This is a genomic window from Nocardioides sp. (assembly GCF_030149505.1).
Lineage (GTDB): Bacteria > Actinomycetota > Actinomycetes > Propionibacteriales > Nocardioidaceae > Nocardioides.
Map to the genome: position 1 here is coordinate 1 of NZ_JASBRN010000076.1, position 14,331 is coordinate 14,331.

General features: G+C 71.3%; 14 protein-coding genes. 4 read left to right on the plus strand and 10 right to left on the minus strand.

Annotation, left to right across the window (positions count from 1 at the left end):
• Positions 1-107: 107 nt before the first annotated feature.
• A complete protein-coding gene (locus Q1V71_RS17220) occupies positions 108-542 on the plus strand; it encodes a VOC family protein (protein WP_300645399.1) in 435 nt (144 codons plus the stop codon).
• On the opposite strand, the gene Q1V71_RS17225 is transcribed toward Q1V71_RS17220, so the two are convergent.
• A complete protein-coding gene (locus Q1V71_RS17225; protein ID WP_300645400.1) occupies positions 543-1,145 on the minus strand; it encodes a DUF924 family protein in 603 nt (200 codons plus the stop codon).
• 71 nt (positions 1,146-1,216) lie between these two features.
• Between Q1V71_RS17225 and Q1V71_RS17230 the strand changes: the two genes are divergently transcribed.
• Positions 1,217-2,713, plus strand: coding sequence for an alpha-L-arabinofuranosidase C-terminal domain-containing protein (locus Q1V71_RS17230; protein WP_300645401.1), 1,497 nt, complete (start codon positions 1,217-1,219; stop codon positions 2,711-2,713).
• Here the strand turns inward: Q1V71_RS17230 and Q1V71_RS17235 are convergent.
• Genes Q1V71_RS17235 through Q1V71_RS17245 form a run of 3 tightly spaced genes read right to left on the minus strand, consistent with a single transcriptional unit; the run spans position 2,694 to position 4,652 of the window.
• The gene (locus tag Q1V71_RS17235; RefSeq protein WP_300645402.1) at positions 2,694-3,605 is read right to left on the minus strand and encodes a sterol desaturase family protein; all 912 of its coding nucleotides are present in this window, start codon (positions 3,603-3,605) and stop codon (positions 2,694-2,696) included. The two genes, Q1V71_RS17230 and Q1V71_RS17235, sit on opposite strands and share 20 nt — an antisense overlap.
• Positions 3,606-3,607: 2 nt before the next feature.
• Positions 3,608-4,219 (minus strand): TetR/AcrR family transcriptional regulator, encoded by a 612-nt coding sequence (locus Q1V71_RS17240; RefSeq protein WP_300645403.1) that lies wholly within the window; start codon positions 4,217-4,219, stop codon positions 3,608-3,610.
• Positions 4,200-4,652, minus strand: a complete 453-nt coding sequence (locus Q1V71_RS17245; protein WP_300645405.1) for a nuclear transport factor 2 family protein — start codon at positions 4,650-4,652, stop codon at positions 4,200-4,202. Before Q1V71_RS17245 ends, Q1V71_RS17240 begins: the two co-directional genes overlap by 20 nt.
• Before the next feature lie 56 nt (positions 4,653-4,708).
• On the opposite strand from Q1V71_RS17245, the gene Q1V71_RS17250 reads away from it, so the two are divergent.
• On the plus strand, positions 4,709-5,788 hold the full coding sequence (locus Q1V71_RS17250; RefSeq protein ID WP_300645407.1) for a hypothetical protein: 1,080 nt from the start codon (positions 4,709-4,711) through the stop codon (positions 5,786-5,788).
• A gap of 4 nt (positions 5,789-5,792) precedes the next feature.
• On the opposite strand, the gene Q1V71_RS17255 is transcribed toward Q1V71_RS17250, so the two are convergent.
• Positions 5,793-6,458 carry a nitroreductase family protein gene (locus Q1V71_RS17255; RefSeq protein WP_300645409.1) on the minus strand — a complete coding sequence of 222 codons (666 nt, stop codon included), beginning with the start codon at positions 6,456-6,458 and terminating at the stop codon, positions 5,793-5,795.
• A 67-nt stretch (positions 6,459-6,525) separates the two neighbouring features.
• Here Q1V71_RS17255 and Q1V71_RS17260 point away from each other — a divergent pair, with 67 nt between their 5' ends.
• A complete protein-coding gene (locus tag Q1V71_RS17260; protein WP_300645411.1) occupies positions 6,526-7,029 on the plus strand; it encodes a VOC family protein in 504 nt (167 codons plus the stop codon).
• A gap of 41 nt (positions 7,030-7,070) precedes the next feature.
• Here the strand turns inward: Q1V71_RS17260 and Q1V71_RS17265 are convergent, their stop codons facing one another.
• Genes Q1V71_RS17265 through Q1V71_RS17285 form a run of 5 tightly spaced genes read right to left on the minus strand, consistent with a single transcriptional unit; the run spans position 7,071 to position 14,320 of the window.
• The gene (locus Q1V71_RS17265; RefSeq protein ID WP_300645413.1) at positions 7,071-7,406 is read right to left on the minus strand and encodes a cupin domain-containing protein; all 336 of its coding nucleotides are present in this window, start codon (positions 7,404-7,406) and stop codon (positions 7,071-7,073) included.
• Position 7,407: 1 nt separating this feature from the next.
• The gene (narI, locus tag Q1V71_RS17270; protein ID WP_300645415.1) at positions 7,408-8,136 is read right to left on the minus strand and encodes a respiratory nitrate reductase subunit gamma; all 729 of its coding nucleotides are present in this window, start codon (positions 8,134-8,136) and stop codon (positions 7,408-7,410) included.
• A 1-nt stretch (position 8,137) separates the two neighbouring features.
• The gene (gene narJ, locus Q1V71_RS17275) at positions 8,138-8,914 is read right to left on the minus strand and encodes a nitrate reductase molybdenum cofactor assembly chaperone (RefSeq protein ID WP_300645416.1); all 777 of its coding nucleotides are present in this window, start codon (positions 8,912-8,914) and stop codon (positions 8,138-8,140) included.
• On the minus strand, positions 8,911-10,590 hold the full coding sequence (gene narH / locus Q1V71_RS17280; RefSeq protein WP_300645423.1) for a nitrate reductase subunit beta: 1,680 nt from the start codon (positions 10,588-10,590) through the stop codon (positions 8,911-8,913). The genes narJ and narH overlap by 4 nt, the downstream gene beginning before the upstream one ends.
• Before the next feature lies 1 nt (position 10,591).
• Positions 10,592-14,320 carry a nitrate reductase subunit alpha gene (locus tag Q1V71_RS17285; RefSeq protein ID WP_300645424.1) on the minus strand — a complete coding sequence of 1,243 codons (3,729 nt, stop codon included), beginning with the start codon at positions 14,318-14,320 and terminating at the stop codon, positions 10,592-10,594.
• Positions 14,321-14,331 lie beyond the last annotated feature (11 nt).

The window sequence follows — 14,331 nt, forward strand, 5'->3', positions numbered from 1 at the left end:
GCCTGCGCCAGGGCCGTCGACCGCGCGGAGCTCGCCAAGCAGCTGGCGGCCCGCAACATCAAGGTGGATCCGGGCGTCGCCTCGTAGGAACGGGCTAGCCTCGGGGCATGCCTCGCCCCCGCGCCGTCCTCGACCAGCTCAACATCGTGGTGAAGGACATGGCCCGGGCCGTGGACTTCTACACGAGGCTCGGCCTCGAGGTGCCGTCGACGCTGCCCGTCTGGCAGGGGCACCATCGCACGGTCGAAGGCGCGGGTCTCGACGTGGACCTCGACAGCGCGGCCTTCGCGCGGCACTGGAACCAGGGCTGGCCGGCGGGCGCCGCTGGCGTGGTCCTCGGCTTCCGGGTGGCGTCGCGCGAGGAGGTGGATGCGCTCTACGCGGAGCTCACCGCCGCCGGCCATGCGGGGCCGCAGCCGCCCTACGACGCGTTCTGGGGCGCGCGCTACGCGGTGGTCGAGGATCCCAGCGGGAACGCCGTGGGCTTGATGAGCCCCGTCGATCCGGATCGACGGCGCCCGCCGCCGGAGCCTCCGGAGTAGTCAGCCGCCGAAGGTATCGCCCCCGCTCGCGAGGTAGCGCTCCTCTTCGGGCGTCGACCGGCGCCCGAGCACCCGGTTGCGGTGCGGAAAGCGCCCGAAGCGTTCGACGACCGCGTGGTGCCGCTCGGCGAACGAGAGGAAGCGGTCGAAGTGCTCGGCCACCTCCGGGGCGGCGCGGTCACGCAGCGCTCGGAACAGGGCGACGCAGCGCGCCTGGAGCGCGCGATCCTCGGCGTGCTCGAGTGGGAGGTAGAGGAAGGTCGCCTCGACGGAATGCAAGCGGGCGTCGAAGCCGCGCTCGAGGGCATCGAGGGCGACTTCGAGTGCCGCGTCGTCGTAGGCGAAGGCCCGGGCCGAGTCGCGGAACAGGTTTCGGGGGAGCTGGTCGAGCGCAATCACGAGCGCGAGGGCGGAGCGCGGCGCGACTCGCCACGCCGCCAGCTCGCCATCGCGCGCGCGATCGGGCAGGGCGTGAAAGCGCTCCCGCAGCAGGGCGTCGAAGGCTTCGTCGCGAGAGAACCACAGTCGGGAGCGCGCTGCGATCGCCTCCGCGCCCTTGCCCGCGTCGGCGAACCAGACGTCCAGGAGCGACTCGGGATCCATGCGGCCCGCAGGTTACCCCAGGGCCGGTCGACGACGTTGAGGTCGCGTCTCCGGCGCGGCACGCTACCGCCATGCCCCGCCACCACACCGTCCACCTCCATACCCACCACACCATCGCGCCCGTCGACCGGCGTGTCTTCGGTGGCTTCCTCGAGCACATGGGGCGCGCGGTCTACGGCGGCGTCTACGAGCCGGAGAGCCCGCACGCGGACGCCGACGGCTGGCGCAGCGACGTGCTCGAGGCCCTGCGTGGCCTCGACATGACCGCGATGCGCTACCCGGGCGGGAACTTCGTCTCGGGCTACCACTGGCAGGACGGCGTCGGCCCGCGCGAGGCACGCCCGCGGCTCCGCGAGCTCGCCTGGAACAGCGTGGAGCCGAACGCGGTCGGCACCGACGAGTTCCTGGCGCTGGCCGCACGCATGGGCTGGGAGCCCATGATGGCCGTGAACCTCGGCACGGGCACGCCCGAGGAGGCGCGCAACTGGGTCGAGTACACGAACGCGGCAACGGGCACGAAGTACGCCGATCTGCGTGCGGAGAACGGACGCGAGAAGCCCTGGGGCGTGAAGCTCTGGTGCCTCGGGAACGAGATGGACGGCCACTGGCAGATCGGCCACGTGCCCGCCGAGGAGTACGGGCTCCGCGCCCAGCAGACGGCGAAGCTGATCAAGGACCTCGATCGCGAGGCCGAGCTCGTGGTGTGCGGCAGCTCGATGACGTTCCTGCCCAGCTACCTCGAATGGGACCGCACCGTGCTCGAGCGCGTGGGCGACCACGCGGACTACCTGAGCCTCCACAGCTACGTGGGCAACCGCAACGGTGACACCCTGGACTTCCTCGCCTGCCCGGGCGCGATCGACCGCCAGATCGAGGCGGCGGACGCCACCTGTCGCTACGTCGCGGCCCGGCGCCGCTCGCCGAAGCGCGCCTACCTCTCCTTCGACGAGTGGAACGTCTGGTACAAGACCTTCAGCGGCGAGCACATGAACGGCGCCGGCCGCTTCGCGCCGCCCCTCATCGAGGAGCGCTACAACCTCGAGGACGCGCTCGTCGTCGCCGGCTTCCTGCACAGCTTCGTGCGGCACGCCGACGTGGTGAAGATCGCCAACCTGGCGCAGATCGTGAACGTGATCGCGCCGATCCTGGCCCAGCCCGACGGCCTCCTGCTCCAGTCGATCTACTGGCCCTTCGTGATGTTCTCGCGGCGCCGGAACGGCACCGCGCTCCGCACGGCCGTCGAGGGCGATCGCTACGACGCCGTGTCCTACGGCTCGACCTCGCACGTGGACGCGAGCGCGATCCTCGACGGCGAGCGCCTCCACGTCTTCGTGACGAACCGCGACGAGGGGGCGGCCGAGGTCCGCATCCGGGTCGCCGACACGACGATCGCGGCCTGCGTCGACGCCGAGCTCCTCGCCGGCCCGGACCCGAAGACCGAGAACGACTGGGATGCCCCGGAGCGCGTGCACGCCGCCGGCTTCGAGGACGTACGGATTCGCGATGGGGAGGCGGTGCTGAGCCTCCCCGCGTGGTCCTTCGCCGCCGTCAGCCTCCGGCTCGGATGAGCGCACCCCTGCGTGCGGCCGCCGTGTGGCTGGCGTCGCCCGGCCGCCAGCCCGGCGGCTTCCAGAGGACGCGCAGCCGATCCAGGCCGCGGGTGGCCCGCACGTCGCGCGCCAGCAGGACGAGCTCGCGGAAGTGGACGTCCCAGAAGCTCCCGGTGTCGACCTCGCGGGTGATGCCGTAATCCGGCGGCTCCTCGTCGCGCAGCGGCTCGAGCGTGCCGAGCGCCCAGTCCCAGAACAGCGTGATCGAGTTGTAGTTGCGGTCCAGGTAGCGGACGTTCCTCGCGTGATGGACGCGGTGGTGGGCGGGCGTCTGCAGGAAGCGCCCGAGTACGCCGTAGCGGCCCTTCGGCACGACCTGGTCGCTGATGTGGAGGAAGCTCCCCCAGATCCCGTCGACCAGGTTGAGGGCCACGCAGATCACGGGCTCGATGCCGAACAGGGCCGGCATGAAGCCCGCGAAGAACGGCATGTAGAGGGCGCTCTCCACGAAGTGATGGTTCGCGCCCACCATCATGTGGATCGACCGAGGCGCATGGTGCGGCGAGTGGATGCACCAGAGCAGCCGCACCTGGTGCGCGGCCCAGTGCTGGAACCAGTACCAGAACTCGTAGACGAGCCAGCCGGCGATCCAGGCGAGCACGCCGGTGCCGAGCGATCCCACCGGGCTGAGTGCGATGCCGGCGCTGGCGAAGAGCGCCACCGAGACGGGCAGGGCGAGTCTCAGCGCGATCGCGACAGCGACGCCGACCGAGAGCGCGCCGAAGAGCGTCGTGCGGGCCTCGCGCAGGCGGAGCGCGTGGCGCCGGAAGTGGAGGACGGCCATCTCGGCGGCGACGTAGATCCCGAGGAGCAGGAAGAGGAAGCCGCCCGCCGTCTCGAGCGACTCCATCGTCACCCGGACGCCTCCACGATCATCTCGGTGAGTGCCCGCCGCTCGCGCGCGAAGTCGTTCTCGAGGCGCGTCATCAGATGGGTGAGCGCGAAGCCGCGCAACGTCGCCAGGAAGGCGCCGTAGACGCCACGCGAGGGACGCTTGCCGAGCGCCTTCGTGAGGGCGTCGAGCGCGAGGCGCTCGAGCGTCCGGTTCATGCGGAGCAGGTTGGCGGCGTGATCGGGGTCGTCGGCCCGGGGAGTGCGCGTGTTGATCTCGATCTCGTCGGCGGCCAGTGCGAGCGGCGACGTGAAGACGCGCCAGCCCGCGTCCACGACGGCGGCGACGCGCTCGTGCACGTCCTCCCCCTCGATCGCGAGCCCGGCGAAGGCGCGCTCGACCGACTCCATGCCGCGCTCGAGCACGGCGTCGAGGAGGCCGTCCTTGTCGCCGAAGTGGTACTGCAGCACGCCCCAGGTGACGCCCGCGCGCTCGGCGATGCGGTTCGTGTGGGCCGCGGCGAAGCCCTCCTCGGCCACGCACGCGACGGCGGCGGCGACCACCTTCTCGCGGGTGCGGCGGCCGCGGGCCTGGCGCGGAGCGGCAGCGCGCTCAGTCTCGCGGCGAGCCATCCGGAACCGTCGGCTGGTAGACCTTGTAGAGCTCGCCCATCGAGTCGTGATCGTGGCTCGGGACGTCGTACCAGGTGCGGATCAGCACCGAGCCGTCCTCGCCGAACTCGAAGGTCTCGATGCTCCGCGCCCGGGTCGGGCGGCCCTTGTGCTCGAAGTGGTTGTGCATGACCCAGGCGACGTGGCCGTCGCTCACGAAGAGCGTCTCGTCGGGCACCTCGAAGGTCACGGTGGGCTGGAACAGGTCCCAGGCAGCCAGGGCGCACGCCTCGATGCCCCGCTTGAGCGGCGTTCCCACGGGGTCGTACATCGAGAAGTCGCCGGGGGCGACGCTGCGCCAGTTCCGCTCCCACGCCGCCTTGTCGCCCTGGTTCCAGAGGCGGACGTAGTCCGCGGCCCAGCGTCGGAGCTGCTCTCGCCTCGGTCGCGCCATGGCTTGAATCATAGTCCGGGCTATGGAAGCATGCCATCCAACGAGGAGGCGTTCCGATGGCGTATCGCGTGATCCAGTGGGCAACCGGGGGCGTCGGCCGTGCCGCGATCGAAGGCGTGCTCTCGCACCCCGAGCTCGAGCTCGCGGGCTGCTGGGTGCACAGCGCCGAGAAGGAAGGGAAGGACGTCGGCACGCTGATCGGTCGCGACCCGCTCGGCGTCACCGCCACGCGCGACATCGACGCGCTGCTCGCGCTCGGCGCCGACTGCGTGTTCTACTCGCCGGTGATGGCGAACAAGCCGGAGCTCCTCCGCATCCTCGAGGCCGGCGTGAACGTGGTGACCCCGCTCAACTGGTTCTACCGCGGCGACCGCAACTGGCAGGACCTGGAGGACGCCTGCCAGAAGGCGGGCGTCACGCTCCACGGCACCGGCATCCACCCCGGCGGCATCACCGAGCGCTTCCCGCTGATGGTCTCGGCGCTCAGCGCCGGGGTCACGCACGTGCGCGCGGAGGAGTTCAGCGACCTGCGCACCTACAACTCCCCCGACGTGGTGCGCCACATCATGGGTTTCGGGGTCAGCCCCGAGGAGGCGATGGCCGGCCCGATCGTCGACCTGCTCGGCGCCGGCTTCAAGGCCTCGGTGCGGATGGTCGTCGACGAGATGGGCTTCGGCGGTGGCGCCGAGGGGGTCGACTACGACACCGTCCAGGAGATCGCGGTCGCCACCGCACCCATCGAGGCGCCCTTCGGCACGATCGAGCCCGGCCAGGTCGCTGCCCGTCGCTTCGAGTGGCGCGCCCTGGTCGACGGGACTCCGGTCGTCTCGGCGGTGGTCAACTGGCTGATGGGCGAGGAGCACCTCGACCCCGCCTGGGGCTTCGGCCCCGCGGGCGAGCGCTTCGAGGTCGAGGTCACCGGCGACCCCGACGTGCTGCTGACCTTCAAGGGCCTGCAGCCGGAGTCGATCGAGGAGGGCCTGGTCCGCAACCCCGGCATCGTCGTCACCGCCAACCACTGCGTCTCGGCCATCCCGTACGTCGTCGCGGCCGAGCCCGGCATCCGCACCTACCTCGACCTGCCGCTGCTCGCCGGCCGTGCGGCCCCGCACCTGGGTGGTCGGCGGAGCAGCTGATCGCTCACCCGCGCAGCGGCTCGCCGTCGTACCTCTCGAGGGTCACGAACTCCTCGACGGGCTGGCGTCGCAGCTGGGTCACCTGCTTGACCGGGTGGCCCAGCGGGATGACGGTCACGACGGCGTGGCTGTCGGGGAGGCCGAGCAGCTCCTTGACGCCGGGCTCCTCGGCGACGGCCATCGTCGTGAGCGTGCCACCGAGGCCTTCCTGGCGGGCGGCGAGGAGGATGTTCCAGGCGAGCGGGAAGACCGAGCCGCCGCCGACGACCCCGACCCGGTCCAGCCGGGAGTCCGTCGCGGCGACCAGTGCGAGGTCGACGCTGACCACCAGCACCACCGGCGCCTCGAGGACCGGCCGCACGAAGAATTCCGGGACCTCGGTCGCGGCCACCTGCTCGTCGGTGACCGCCGAGGGCACCACGGTGTTCCAGGGGTTCTCGCCGGCCGCCACCTGCGCGGCGTACCTCCGAGCCGCCGGCTCGGTCAGCTCCACCAACCGCTCCCGCGTCGCCCGGTCACGTACGACGGTGACGTGCGCGCCCTGGCGGTTGCCGCCGCTCGGGGCGAACCGCGCGAGGTCGAGCACGCGGTAGAGCTGCGCGTCGTCGACCCCCTCGTCGGTGAAGTCGCGGACCGCGGCGGTCGTGCGCAGGACGTCAGAGAGCTCCATGCCCCTACCTTGCCCGACCACCGGTCGGGTTGACTGGGGGCGACCCTGCCCGACACCAGGAGGACCCGTGGCCGACCAGGACCGTGACACCGCCGCCCTCGAGGCGCGCCGCGCCGAGCTGCGCGAGCAGCACCTGCGACCGCCGGGCGAGCGGCCGGCCTCGACCGCCCGCGGGTTGCACCACACCGCGCTCATCAGCAGCGACGTGGAGCAGACGATCCGCTTCTACCAGGACGTCCTGGGCTTCCCGCTGACCGAGCTGATCGAGAACCGCGACTACCCCGGCTCCTCGCACTTCTTCTTCGACATCGGCCACGGCAACCTGCTGGCCTTCTTCGACTTCCCCGGCCTCGACGTCGGCCCGTACGCCGAGGTGCTCGGCGGCCTGCACCACTGCGCGATCTCGGTCGAGCCCGAGCGCTGGCACGCCCTGGTGGAGCGACTCACCGAGGCCGGCGTCGAGCACGTCGTGCACAGCGGGGTCTCGGTCTACTTCCGCGACCCCGACGGCGCCCGGATCGAGCTCATCGCCGACCCGCTCGGGGAGATGTACGGCCAGCAGGTCCTGTAGCCCCCGCAGACCCGGCGCCGCACGGTCGGCGCCGGATCGGCTCACTGCCGATCGACGACGACGGTCAGCAGCACGGCGCTGTCCTCCTCGGCCTCGAGGTCGTGGCGCTCGGGCGGGATGACGAGCAGCTCGCCCGTCTCCCCGATCCAGGTGCGGCCGCCGGCGTGCAGCTGCACCCGCCCGCCCAGCACCTGCAGGGTCGCCTCGCCGGGCGACTCGTGCTCGCCGAGGCTCCGCCCGGCGGCCAGCGCGATGAGGGTCTGGCGCAGCCGGTGGGTGCGCCCGCCGTGCAGCGTGGTCGCGCTGCGGCCGGCGTGCGCGGTCCGCGCCTTCTCCAGGTGCTCCTCGACCAGGCCCACGAGGTCCACGGCATCCATCTCAGCCCACCTTCTCCCAGCCGCGTCGTGGTCGGTGGCTCCCCAGCTGGCGGTCGTCGCGGCTGCGGTAGACGACGTAGGGGCGCGTGACGTAGCCCAGCGGGGCGCTGAACACGTGGACGAGACGGGTGAAGGGCCACAGCGCGAAGAGCGAGAAGGCGACCAGCGCGTGCAGCTGGAAGCCCAGCGGTGCGGCGGCCATCAGCTCGGCGTCGGGCGAGAAGGCGAGGAACGAGCGGTACCAGACCGAGACGCCCTCGCGGTAGTTGTACTCCCCGCCGAGGGTGAAGATCGACCCGGCGATGGTGTTCCACATCCCGAGGAGCACCGCCGCGGCCAGGAAGGCGTACATCACCTTGTCCATCGCCGTGGTGGCGCTGAAGACCGGACCGACGGTGCGCCGACGGTAGATCAGGATGACCATCCCGACCGTCACCGCGACCCCGGCCACGAGCCCGCCCCCGACCGCCACGTAGTGGTAGGCGTAGTCAGAGATCCCGACCGCCTCGGTCCAGGACCGCGGCACGAGCAGGCCGATGACGTGCCCGCCGACCACCCCGAGCATGCCGAAGTGGAACAGCGGCGAGCCCAGGCGCAGCAGCCGGTCCTCGTAGAGCTGGGAGGAGCGCGTCGTCCAGCCGAACTTGTCGTAGCGGTAGCGCCACACGTGGCCCACGGCGAAGACCGCGAGCGAGAGGTAGGGCACGACCACCCACAGGAACTGGTCCATCTCAGGCTCCTCGTCCGGTCCGGGTGGCGGCTGACCGCGAGAGCCCCGGCGGCATGAGCGGCAGTCCGAGGTCGACCGGTCCGACCGGCGCGCCGGGCGGCGGGAGGCGGTACGTCGGGTCGTTGAGCGCGGCGTCGAAGCCCGGCTCGCCGTACGGCGTCAGCCCGACCTCCTCCTCCGGCGGGCCGGCCGCGGCGAGCCGCCGCACCAGCTCGCGGTCCTCACCCTCGACGGGCGGCAGGCCGGCGCACACGGCCACGACCAGGTCGGCCCAGGGCGAGCCGGTGTCGGCCAGCGAGAGTCGCAGCAGCTCCAGCGACGCCCGGTGGTCCAGCAGCAGCCGGCGGCCGGCCTCCAGGTCAGAGGTGGCGGCGAACTCCAGGACCACCGCGAGGTGGTCGGGCAGCTCGGTGTCGTCGAGGTCGAGCCCGGCGGCGAGGTAGGCCTGCTTGAAGCGCAGCAGCGCCATCCCGCGCTTGCGGGTGTCGCCGTGCAGGAAGTAGGTGAGGAACAGCGTGCACCGGCGCCGGGTGTCGAAGGTCTCGACGTAGTCGGCCTGGAGCCGGCCCAGCGGGGTGCTGCGGCGGTGCGCCAGAAACCGGCCGATCGGCTCGGCGACCACCGCGGGTAGCGCCTCGACCGCCGTCGCGACGACCTCGAGCGGCTGCTCGTCGGTGGGGTAGTCCAGCAGCAGCGAGGCGACCTGCCAGGTCGCGCGGACCTGGTCGTCGGTGAGCCCCTGCGTGCGGGACCGGCGGCGGGTCAGGAGCGGGCTCACCGGACCCCCTCCCCGTCGGTCTCGACGTCGGCGCGCGGCGGGAAGAGCCCGGAGGGCACGCCCTTGCCGTCCCAGTTCAGCAGGTTGACCCGGGTCGCCTTGTCGTCCGGTGCCGCCACGGTGTCGGAGGTGGCGCGGTCGCGCAGCATCTGGAAGTTCTCGACCGCGACGGGGACCGGTCGGCCCGAGCCCTCACCGAACGGGCCCGACTCGTACATCCCGGGGCCGCCGTCGAAGTCCAGCGAGCACTCGGTCGCGAGCTCCTCCAGCGAGTGGGCCTGCTCGGCGTGCGCCGGCGGGATGACGTAGCGCTCGTCGTACTTGGCGATGGCGAGCAGCCGGAACATGTCGTACATCGTCTCGCCGTCCATCCCGACCTTGCCGGGGATGGAGTCGTCGGGGTCGCGACCGAGGTTGATGTCGCGCATGTAGGCGCGCATCGCGGCCAGCCGGCGCAGCACCTTCTCCACCGGCTCGGGGTCGCCGGCGGTGAAGAGATTGGCGAGGTACTCCACGGGGATCCGCAGCGCCTCGATCGCGGCGAAGAGGTTGCCGTGGTCCTCGGCGTCGTGGCCGGTGTCCTTGATGACGTCCACGACCGGCGACAGCGGCGGGATGTACCAGACCATCGGCATCGTGCGGTACTCCGGGTGGAGCGGCAGCGCCACCTCGAAGCGGTTGATCAGGGCCCACACCGGCGACCGCTGGGCGGCCTCCACCCAGTCGCGCGGGATGCCCGCGGCCTCCGCGGCGCGCTGGACCTCGGGGTCGTCGGGGTCCAGGAAGCAGGAGCGCTGCGCGGCGAGCAGGTCGCGGTCGTCCTGGACCGACGCGGCCTCGAGCACCCGGTCGGCGTCGTACAGCACCAGGCCGATGTAACGCAGCCGCCCGACGCAGGTCTCCGAGCACACGGTCGGGATGCCGACCTCGATCCGCGGGTAGCAGAACGTGCACTTCTCGGCCTTGCCGGTGCGGTGGTTGAAGTAGACCTTCTTGTAGGGGCAGCCGGACACGCACATGCGCCAGCCGCGGCAGCGGTCCTGGTCGACGAGGACGATGCCGTCCTCCTCGCGCTTGTAGATCGCGCCGCTGGGGCACGAGGCCGCGCACGAGGGGTTGAGGCAGTGCTCGCAGATGCGTGGGAGGTAGAACATGAAGGTCTCCTCGAACTCCATCTTCACCTTGTCCTCGATGCCCTTGAGCATCAGGTCGCGCGCTGCGTGCTCCTTCGAGCCACCGAGGTCGTCGTCCCAGTTGGCCGACCACTCGACGTCCATGTCCTCGCCGCTGATCAGCGACTTCGGCCGCGCCACCGGGAAGGTGTCGGAGGCCGGGGAGCTGGTGAGCGTCTCGTAGTCGTAGGTCCAGGGCTCGTAGTAGTCCTGGATCGAGGGCAGCTTGGGGTTGGAGAAGATCGTGGCGAGCTTCTTCCAGCGCCCGCCGCCCTTGAGCCCCAGCCGGCCCTTGCGGTCCAGCTCCCAGCCGCCCTTCCACTCCTCCTGGTCCTCGTAGGTGCGGGGATAGCCGAGGCCGGGGCGGGTCTCGACGTTGTTGAACCAGACGTACTCCGTGCCGGCGCGGTTGGTCCACGCCTGCTTGCACGTCACCGAGCAGGTGTGGCACCCGATGCACTTGTCGAGGTTCATCACCATGGCCATCTGGGCCATCACTCGCATGTCAGTACTCCACCTTGGTCGTCCGCTTGCGGATGGTCGTGACCTCGTCGCGGTTGTTGCCGATCGGGCCGATGTAGTTGAAGAAGTACGACAGCTGGGCGTAGCCGCCGACGATGTGGTGCGGCTTGAGCAGGATCCGCGTGAGGCTGTTGTGGATGCCCCCACGCTTCCGGTCCCGCTCGGTCAGGGGTACGTCGATGAGCCGGTCCTGCGCGTGGTGCATGAAGACCGTGCCCTCGGGCATCCGATGGCTCACGATGGCGCGCGCGGCCACCACGCCGTTGCGGTTGACCATCTCGACCCAGTCGTTGTCACGGATGCCGACCTTGGCCGCGTCGCGGTCCGACATCCACACCGACTGCCCACCGCGGGAGAGCGAGAGCATGAACAGGTTGTCCTGGTACTCGGAGTGGATCGACCACTTGTTGTGCGGGGTCAGGTAGCGCACCGCGACCCCGAGCTCGCCGGTCGTGCCGACGGCGGGCTCGCCGAAGAGCCGGCCCATGTCCAGCGGTGGTCGGTAGACCGGCAGCGCCTCGCCGGTCCCGAGGAACCAGTCGTGGTCGACGTAGAACTGCTGGCGACCGGTGAGGGTGTGGAAGGGCTTCTTGCGCTCGATGTTGATCGTGAACGGCGAGTAGCGGCGCCCACCGGACTCCGAGCCCGACCACTCCGGGGAGGTGATCACCGGGACGGGCTGGGCCTGGGTGTCGGCGAAGGTGATCTGCTTGCCCTCGTGCTCGGCCGCGAGGTCGGCGAGCTGCTGGCCGGTGCGCTTCTCCAGGAACCGGAAGCCCTGGGTGGCGAGGTGGCCGTTGGAGACGCCCGCCAGGTGCAGCATCGCGTCGGCCATCTGCACGTCCGTCTCGACCTTGGGCTGCCCGTCGCCCGCACCACCGCGGGCCACCCCGTTGCGCCGGCGGAGGATCTCGATCTCGCGCTTGACGTCGTACTGCACGCCCTTGGTGAGCATGCCGACCTTCTCCATCAGCGGGCCGATCGAGGTCATCTTCTCGTAGATCGCGGTGTAGTCGCGCTCGGCGACCGCGATCACCGGCATCGTCCTCCCGGGCACGGGGTCGACCTCGCCGGTGCGCCAGTCCTGCACCACGCCGTGGACCGAGGCCATCGCCTCCGGGGTGTCGTGCCACAGCGGTTTGGCGACCACGTCGCGCCGGGTGCCGAGGTGGTCGACGGCCATCTCCGAGAACCGCTTCGCGATCGTCTTCCACGCGTCCCAGTCCGAGCGGGTCTGCCAGGGCGGGGCGATGGCGGGGTTGAAGGAGTGCACGAAGGGGTGCATGTCGGTGGTGGAGAGGTCGTGCTTCTCGTACCAGGTGGCCGCCGGCAGCACGACGTCGCTGAGGATCGTGGAGCTTGTCATCCGGAAGTCGATGGTCATCAGCAGGTCGAGCTTGCCCTCGGGCGCCTGCTCGGCCCACCGGACGTCGCTCGGGCGGTGCTCGGGCCCGGCCTCCCGCGCGGTCGCGGCGGAGTCGGTGCCGAGCAGGTGGCGCAGGAAGTACTCGTTGCCCTTGGCCGAGCTGCCCAGCAGGTTGGAGCGCCACAGCGACAGCACCCGCGGGTGGTTGTCGCCGGACTCGGGGTCCTCGACCGCGAAGTGCAGTCGCCCCTCCTTCAGCTCCTGCGCGACGTACGCCGGCGCCTCCATGCCCGCCGCGGCCGCGTCGTCGGCCAGCTGCAGCGAGCTGCGGTCGAAGGTCGGGTAGCTCGGGGTCCAGCCCAGCCGCACCGACTGCGCCAGCAGGTCCATCACCGTCCTGCCGGCGAAGGCGCCGGTGCCGGCGTCGAGGTCGTCGGCGGAGAAGGTGTCGTAGCGGTACTGGCTGGTGTGGACGTACCAGTACGCCGTCTGGTTCATGTGTCGCGGCGGACGGTGCCAGTCCAGCGCGAAGGCCATGTGCTGGAAGCCCATGATCGGGCGGATCTTCTCCTGCCCGACGTAGTGCGCCCACCCGCCGCCGTTGCGGCCCTGGGTGCCGGTGATCGTCGTGAGCAGCAGGATCGCGCGGTAGATCTGGTCGGAGTGGAACCAGTGGTTCACCCCGGCGCCGAGCAGGATCATCCCGCGGCCCTGGGTGTCGAGCGCGTTCTGCGCCCACTCCTTCGCCAGCCGCACGACCTGCGCGGCCGGCACGCCCGTGTGCTGCTCCTGCCAGGCCGGGGTCGCCGGCACGCTCGGGTCGTCGTACGACGTCGGCCAGCTGCCCGGCAGTCCATCGCGGTGCACGCCGTACTGGGCCAGCAGCAGGTCGAGCACCGTGGTCACGAGCCGGTCGCCGACCCGGGCGACCGGGACACCGCGCGACTCGTGGTGGACCTTGCCGTCGGGGGCGTCGAAGCGCGGGAGCTCGACGAGCACCGACTCGCGGACCCCGCCCTCCTGCGTCGGGAACATCGTGAGCGCCGGGTCGACGTCGCCGAGGTCGAGGTGCCACTGGCCCTCGCCCTCCTCGCCGAACCGGTGCCCGATCGACCCCTTCGGGATCCGGACCTCGCCGGTGGCGGCGTCGATGACCGCGGGCTTCCACATCTGGTTCTCCGCCCCGCCCTCGGGGTGGTCGAGGTCGCCGGCGACGAGGTACTTCCCCGAGCGATGGACGGGCACGCCGTCGACGACCTCGCCGGTCGGCTCGAGGACCACGAGGTAGGGCAGGTCGGTGTACTGCTTGTTGTAGTCGGCGAAGAACGCCGGCAGCTCGCCGGCGAAGTGCTCCTTCAGCACCACGTGGCCCAGGCCCATCGCCAGCGCGCCGTCGGTGCCCGGCGCGGGGTTGACCCACTCGTCGGCGAACTTCACCGACTCGGCGTAGTCGGGGGCGACCGCGACCACCTTCTGCCCGCGGTAGCGCGCCTCGGTCATCCAGTGCGCGTCAGGGGTGCGGGTGACGGGGACGTTGCTGCCCCACATGAAGAGGTACGCCGCGTCCCACCAGTCGCCGGACTCCGGCACGTCGGTCTGGTCGCCGAACATCTGCGGGGAGGCGTTGGGGAGATCGGCGTACCAGTCGTAGAACGACAGCATCGGCGCGCCGACGAGCTCGAGGAACCGCGCTCCGGAGGCGTAGGAGACCGGGGACATCGCCGGGATCGGGGAGAAGCCGGCGATCCGGTCGGGACCCCAGCGCTTGACGGTGTAGACGTGGGCGGCCGCGACGATCTCGGCGGCCTCCTCCCAGGTGGCCCGCACGAGGCCGCCCTTGCCGCGGGCGGCCTTGTAGCGCCTGGCCTTCTCGGGGTCCTGCACGATCGAGCCCCACGCGACCACCGGGTCGCCGTGCAGCCGTTTGGCCTCCCGGAACATCTCCAGCAGCACGCCGCGGACGTAGGGGTAGCGCACCCGGGTGGGGCTGTAGGTGTACCAGGAGAAGGCCGCGCCACGGGGGCAGCCGCGGGGCTCGTACTCCGGGCGGTCCGGGCCCGCGCTGGGGTAGTCGGTCTGCTGGGTCTCCCAGGTGATGATCCCGTCCTTGACGTAGACCTTCCACGAGCACGACCCCGTGCAGTTGACCCCGTGGGTGCTGCGCACGACCTTGTCGTGGCTCCAGCGGTCCCGGTAGAAGTCGTCGGCCTCGCGCCCGCCCTGCTGGGTGAGCGTGCGACGGTCCTGCGACACCTTCCCCCTGGTGAAGAACCGGCGGGTGCCGACCAGGGCCTCGGTCAGCGGTCCGTCGAGCTGGGGGCGGGGGTCGTTCTGACGCGTGGTCACGCGGGCGGCTC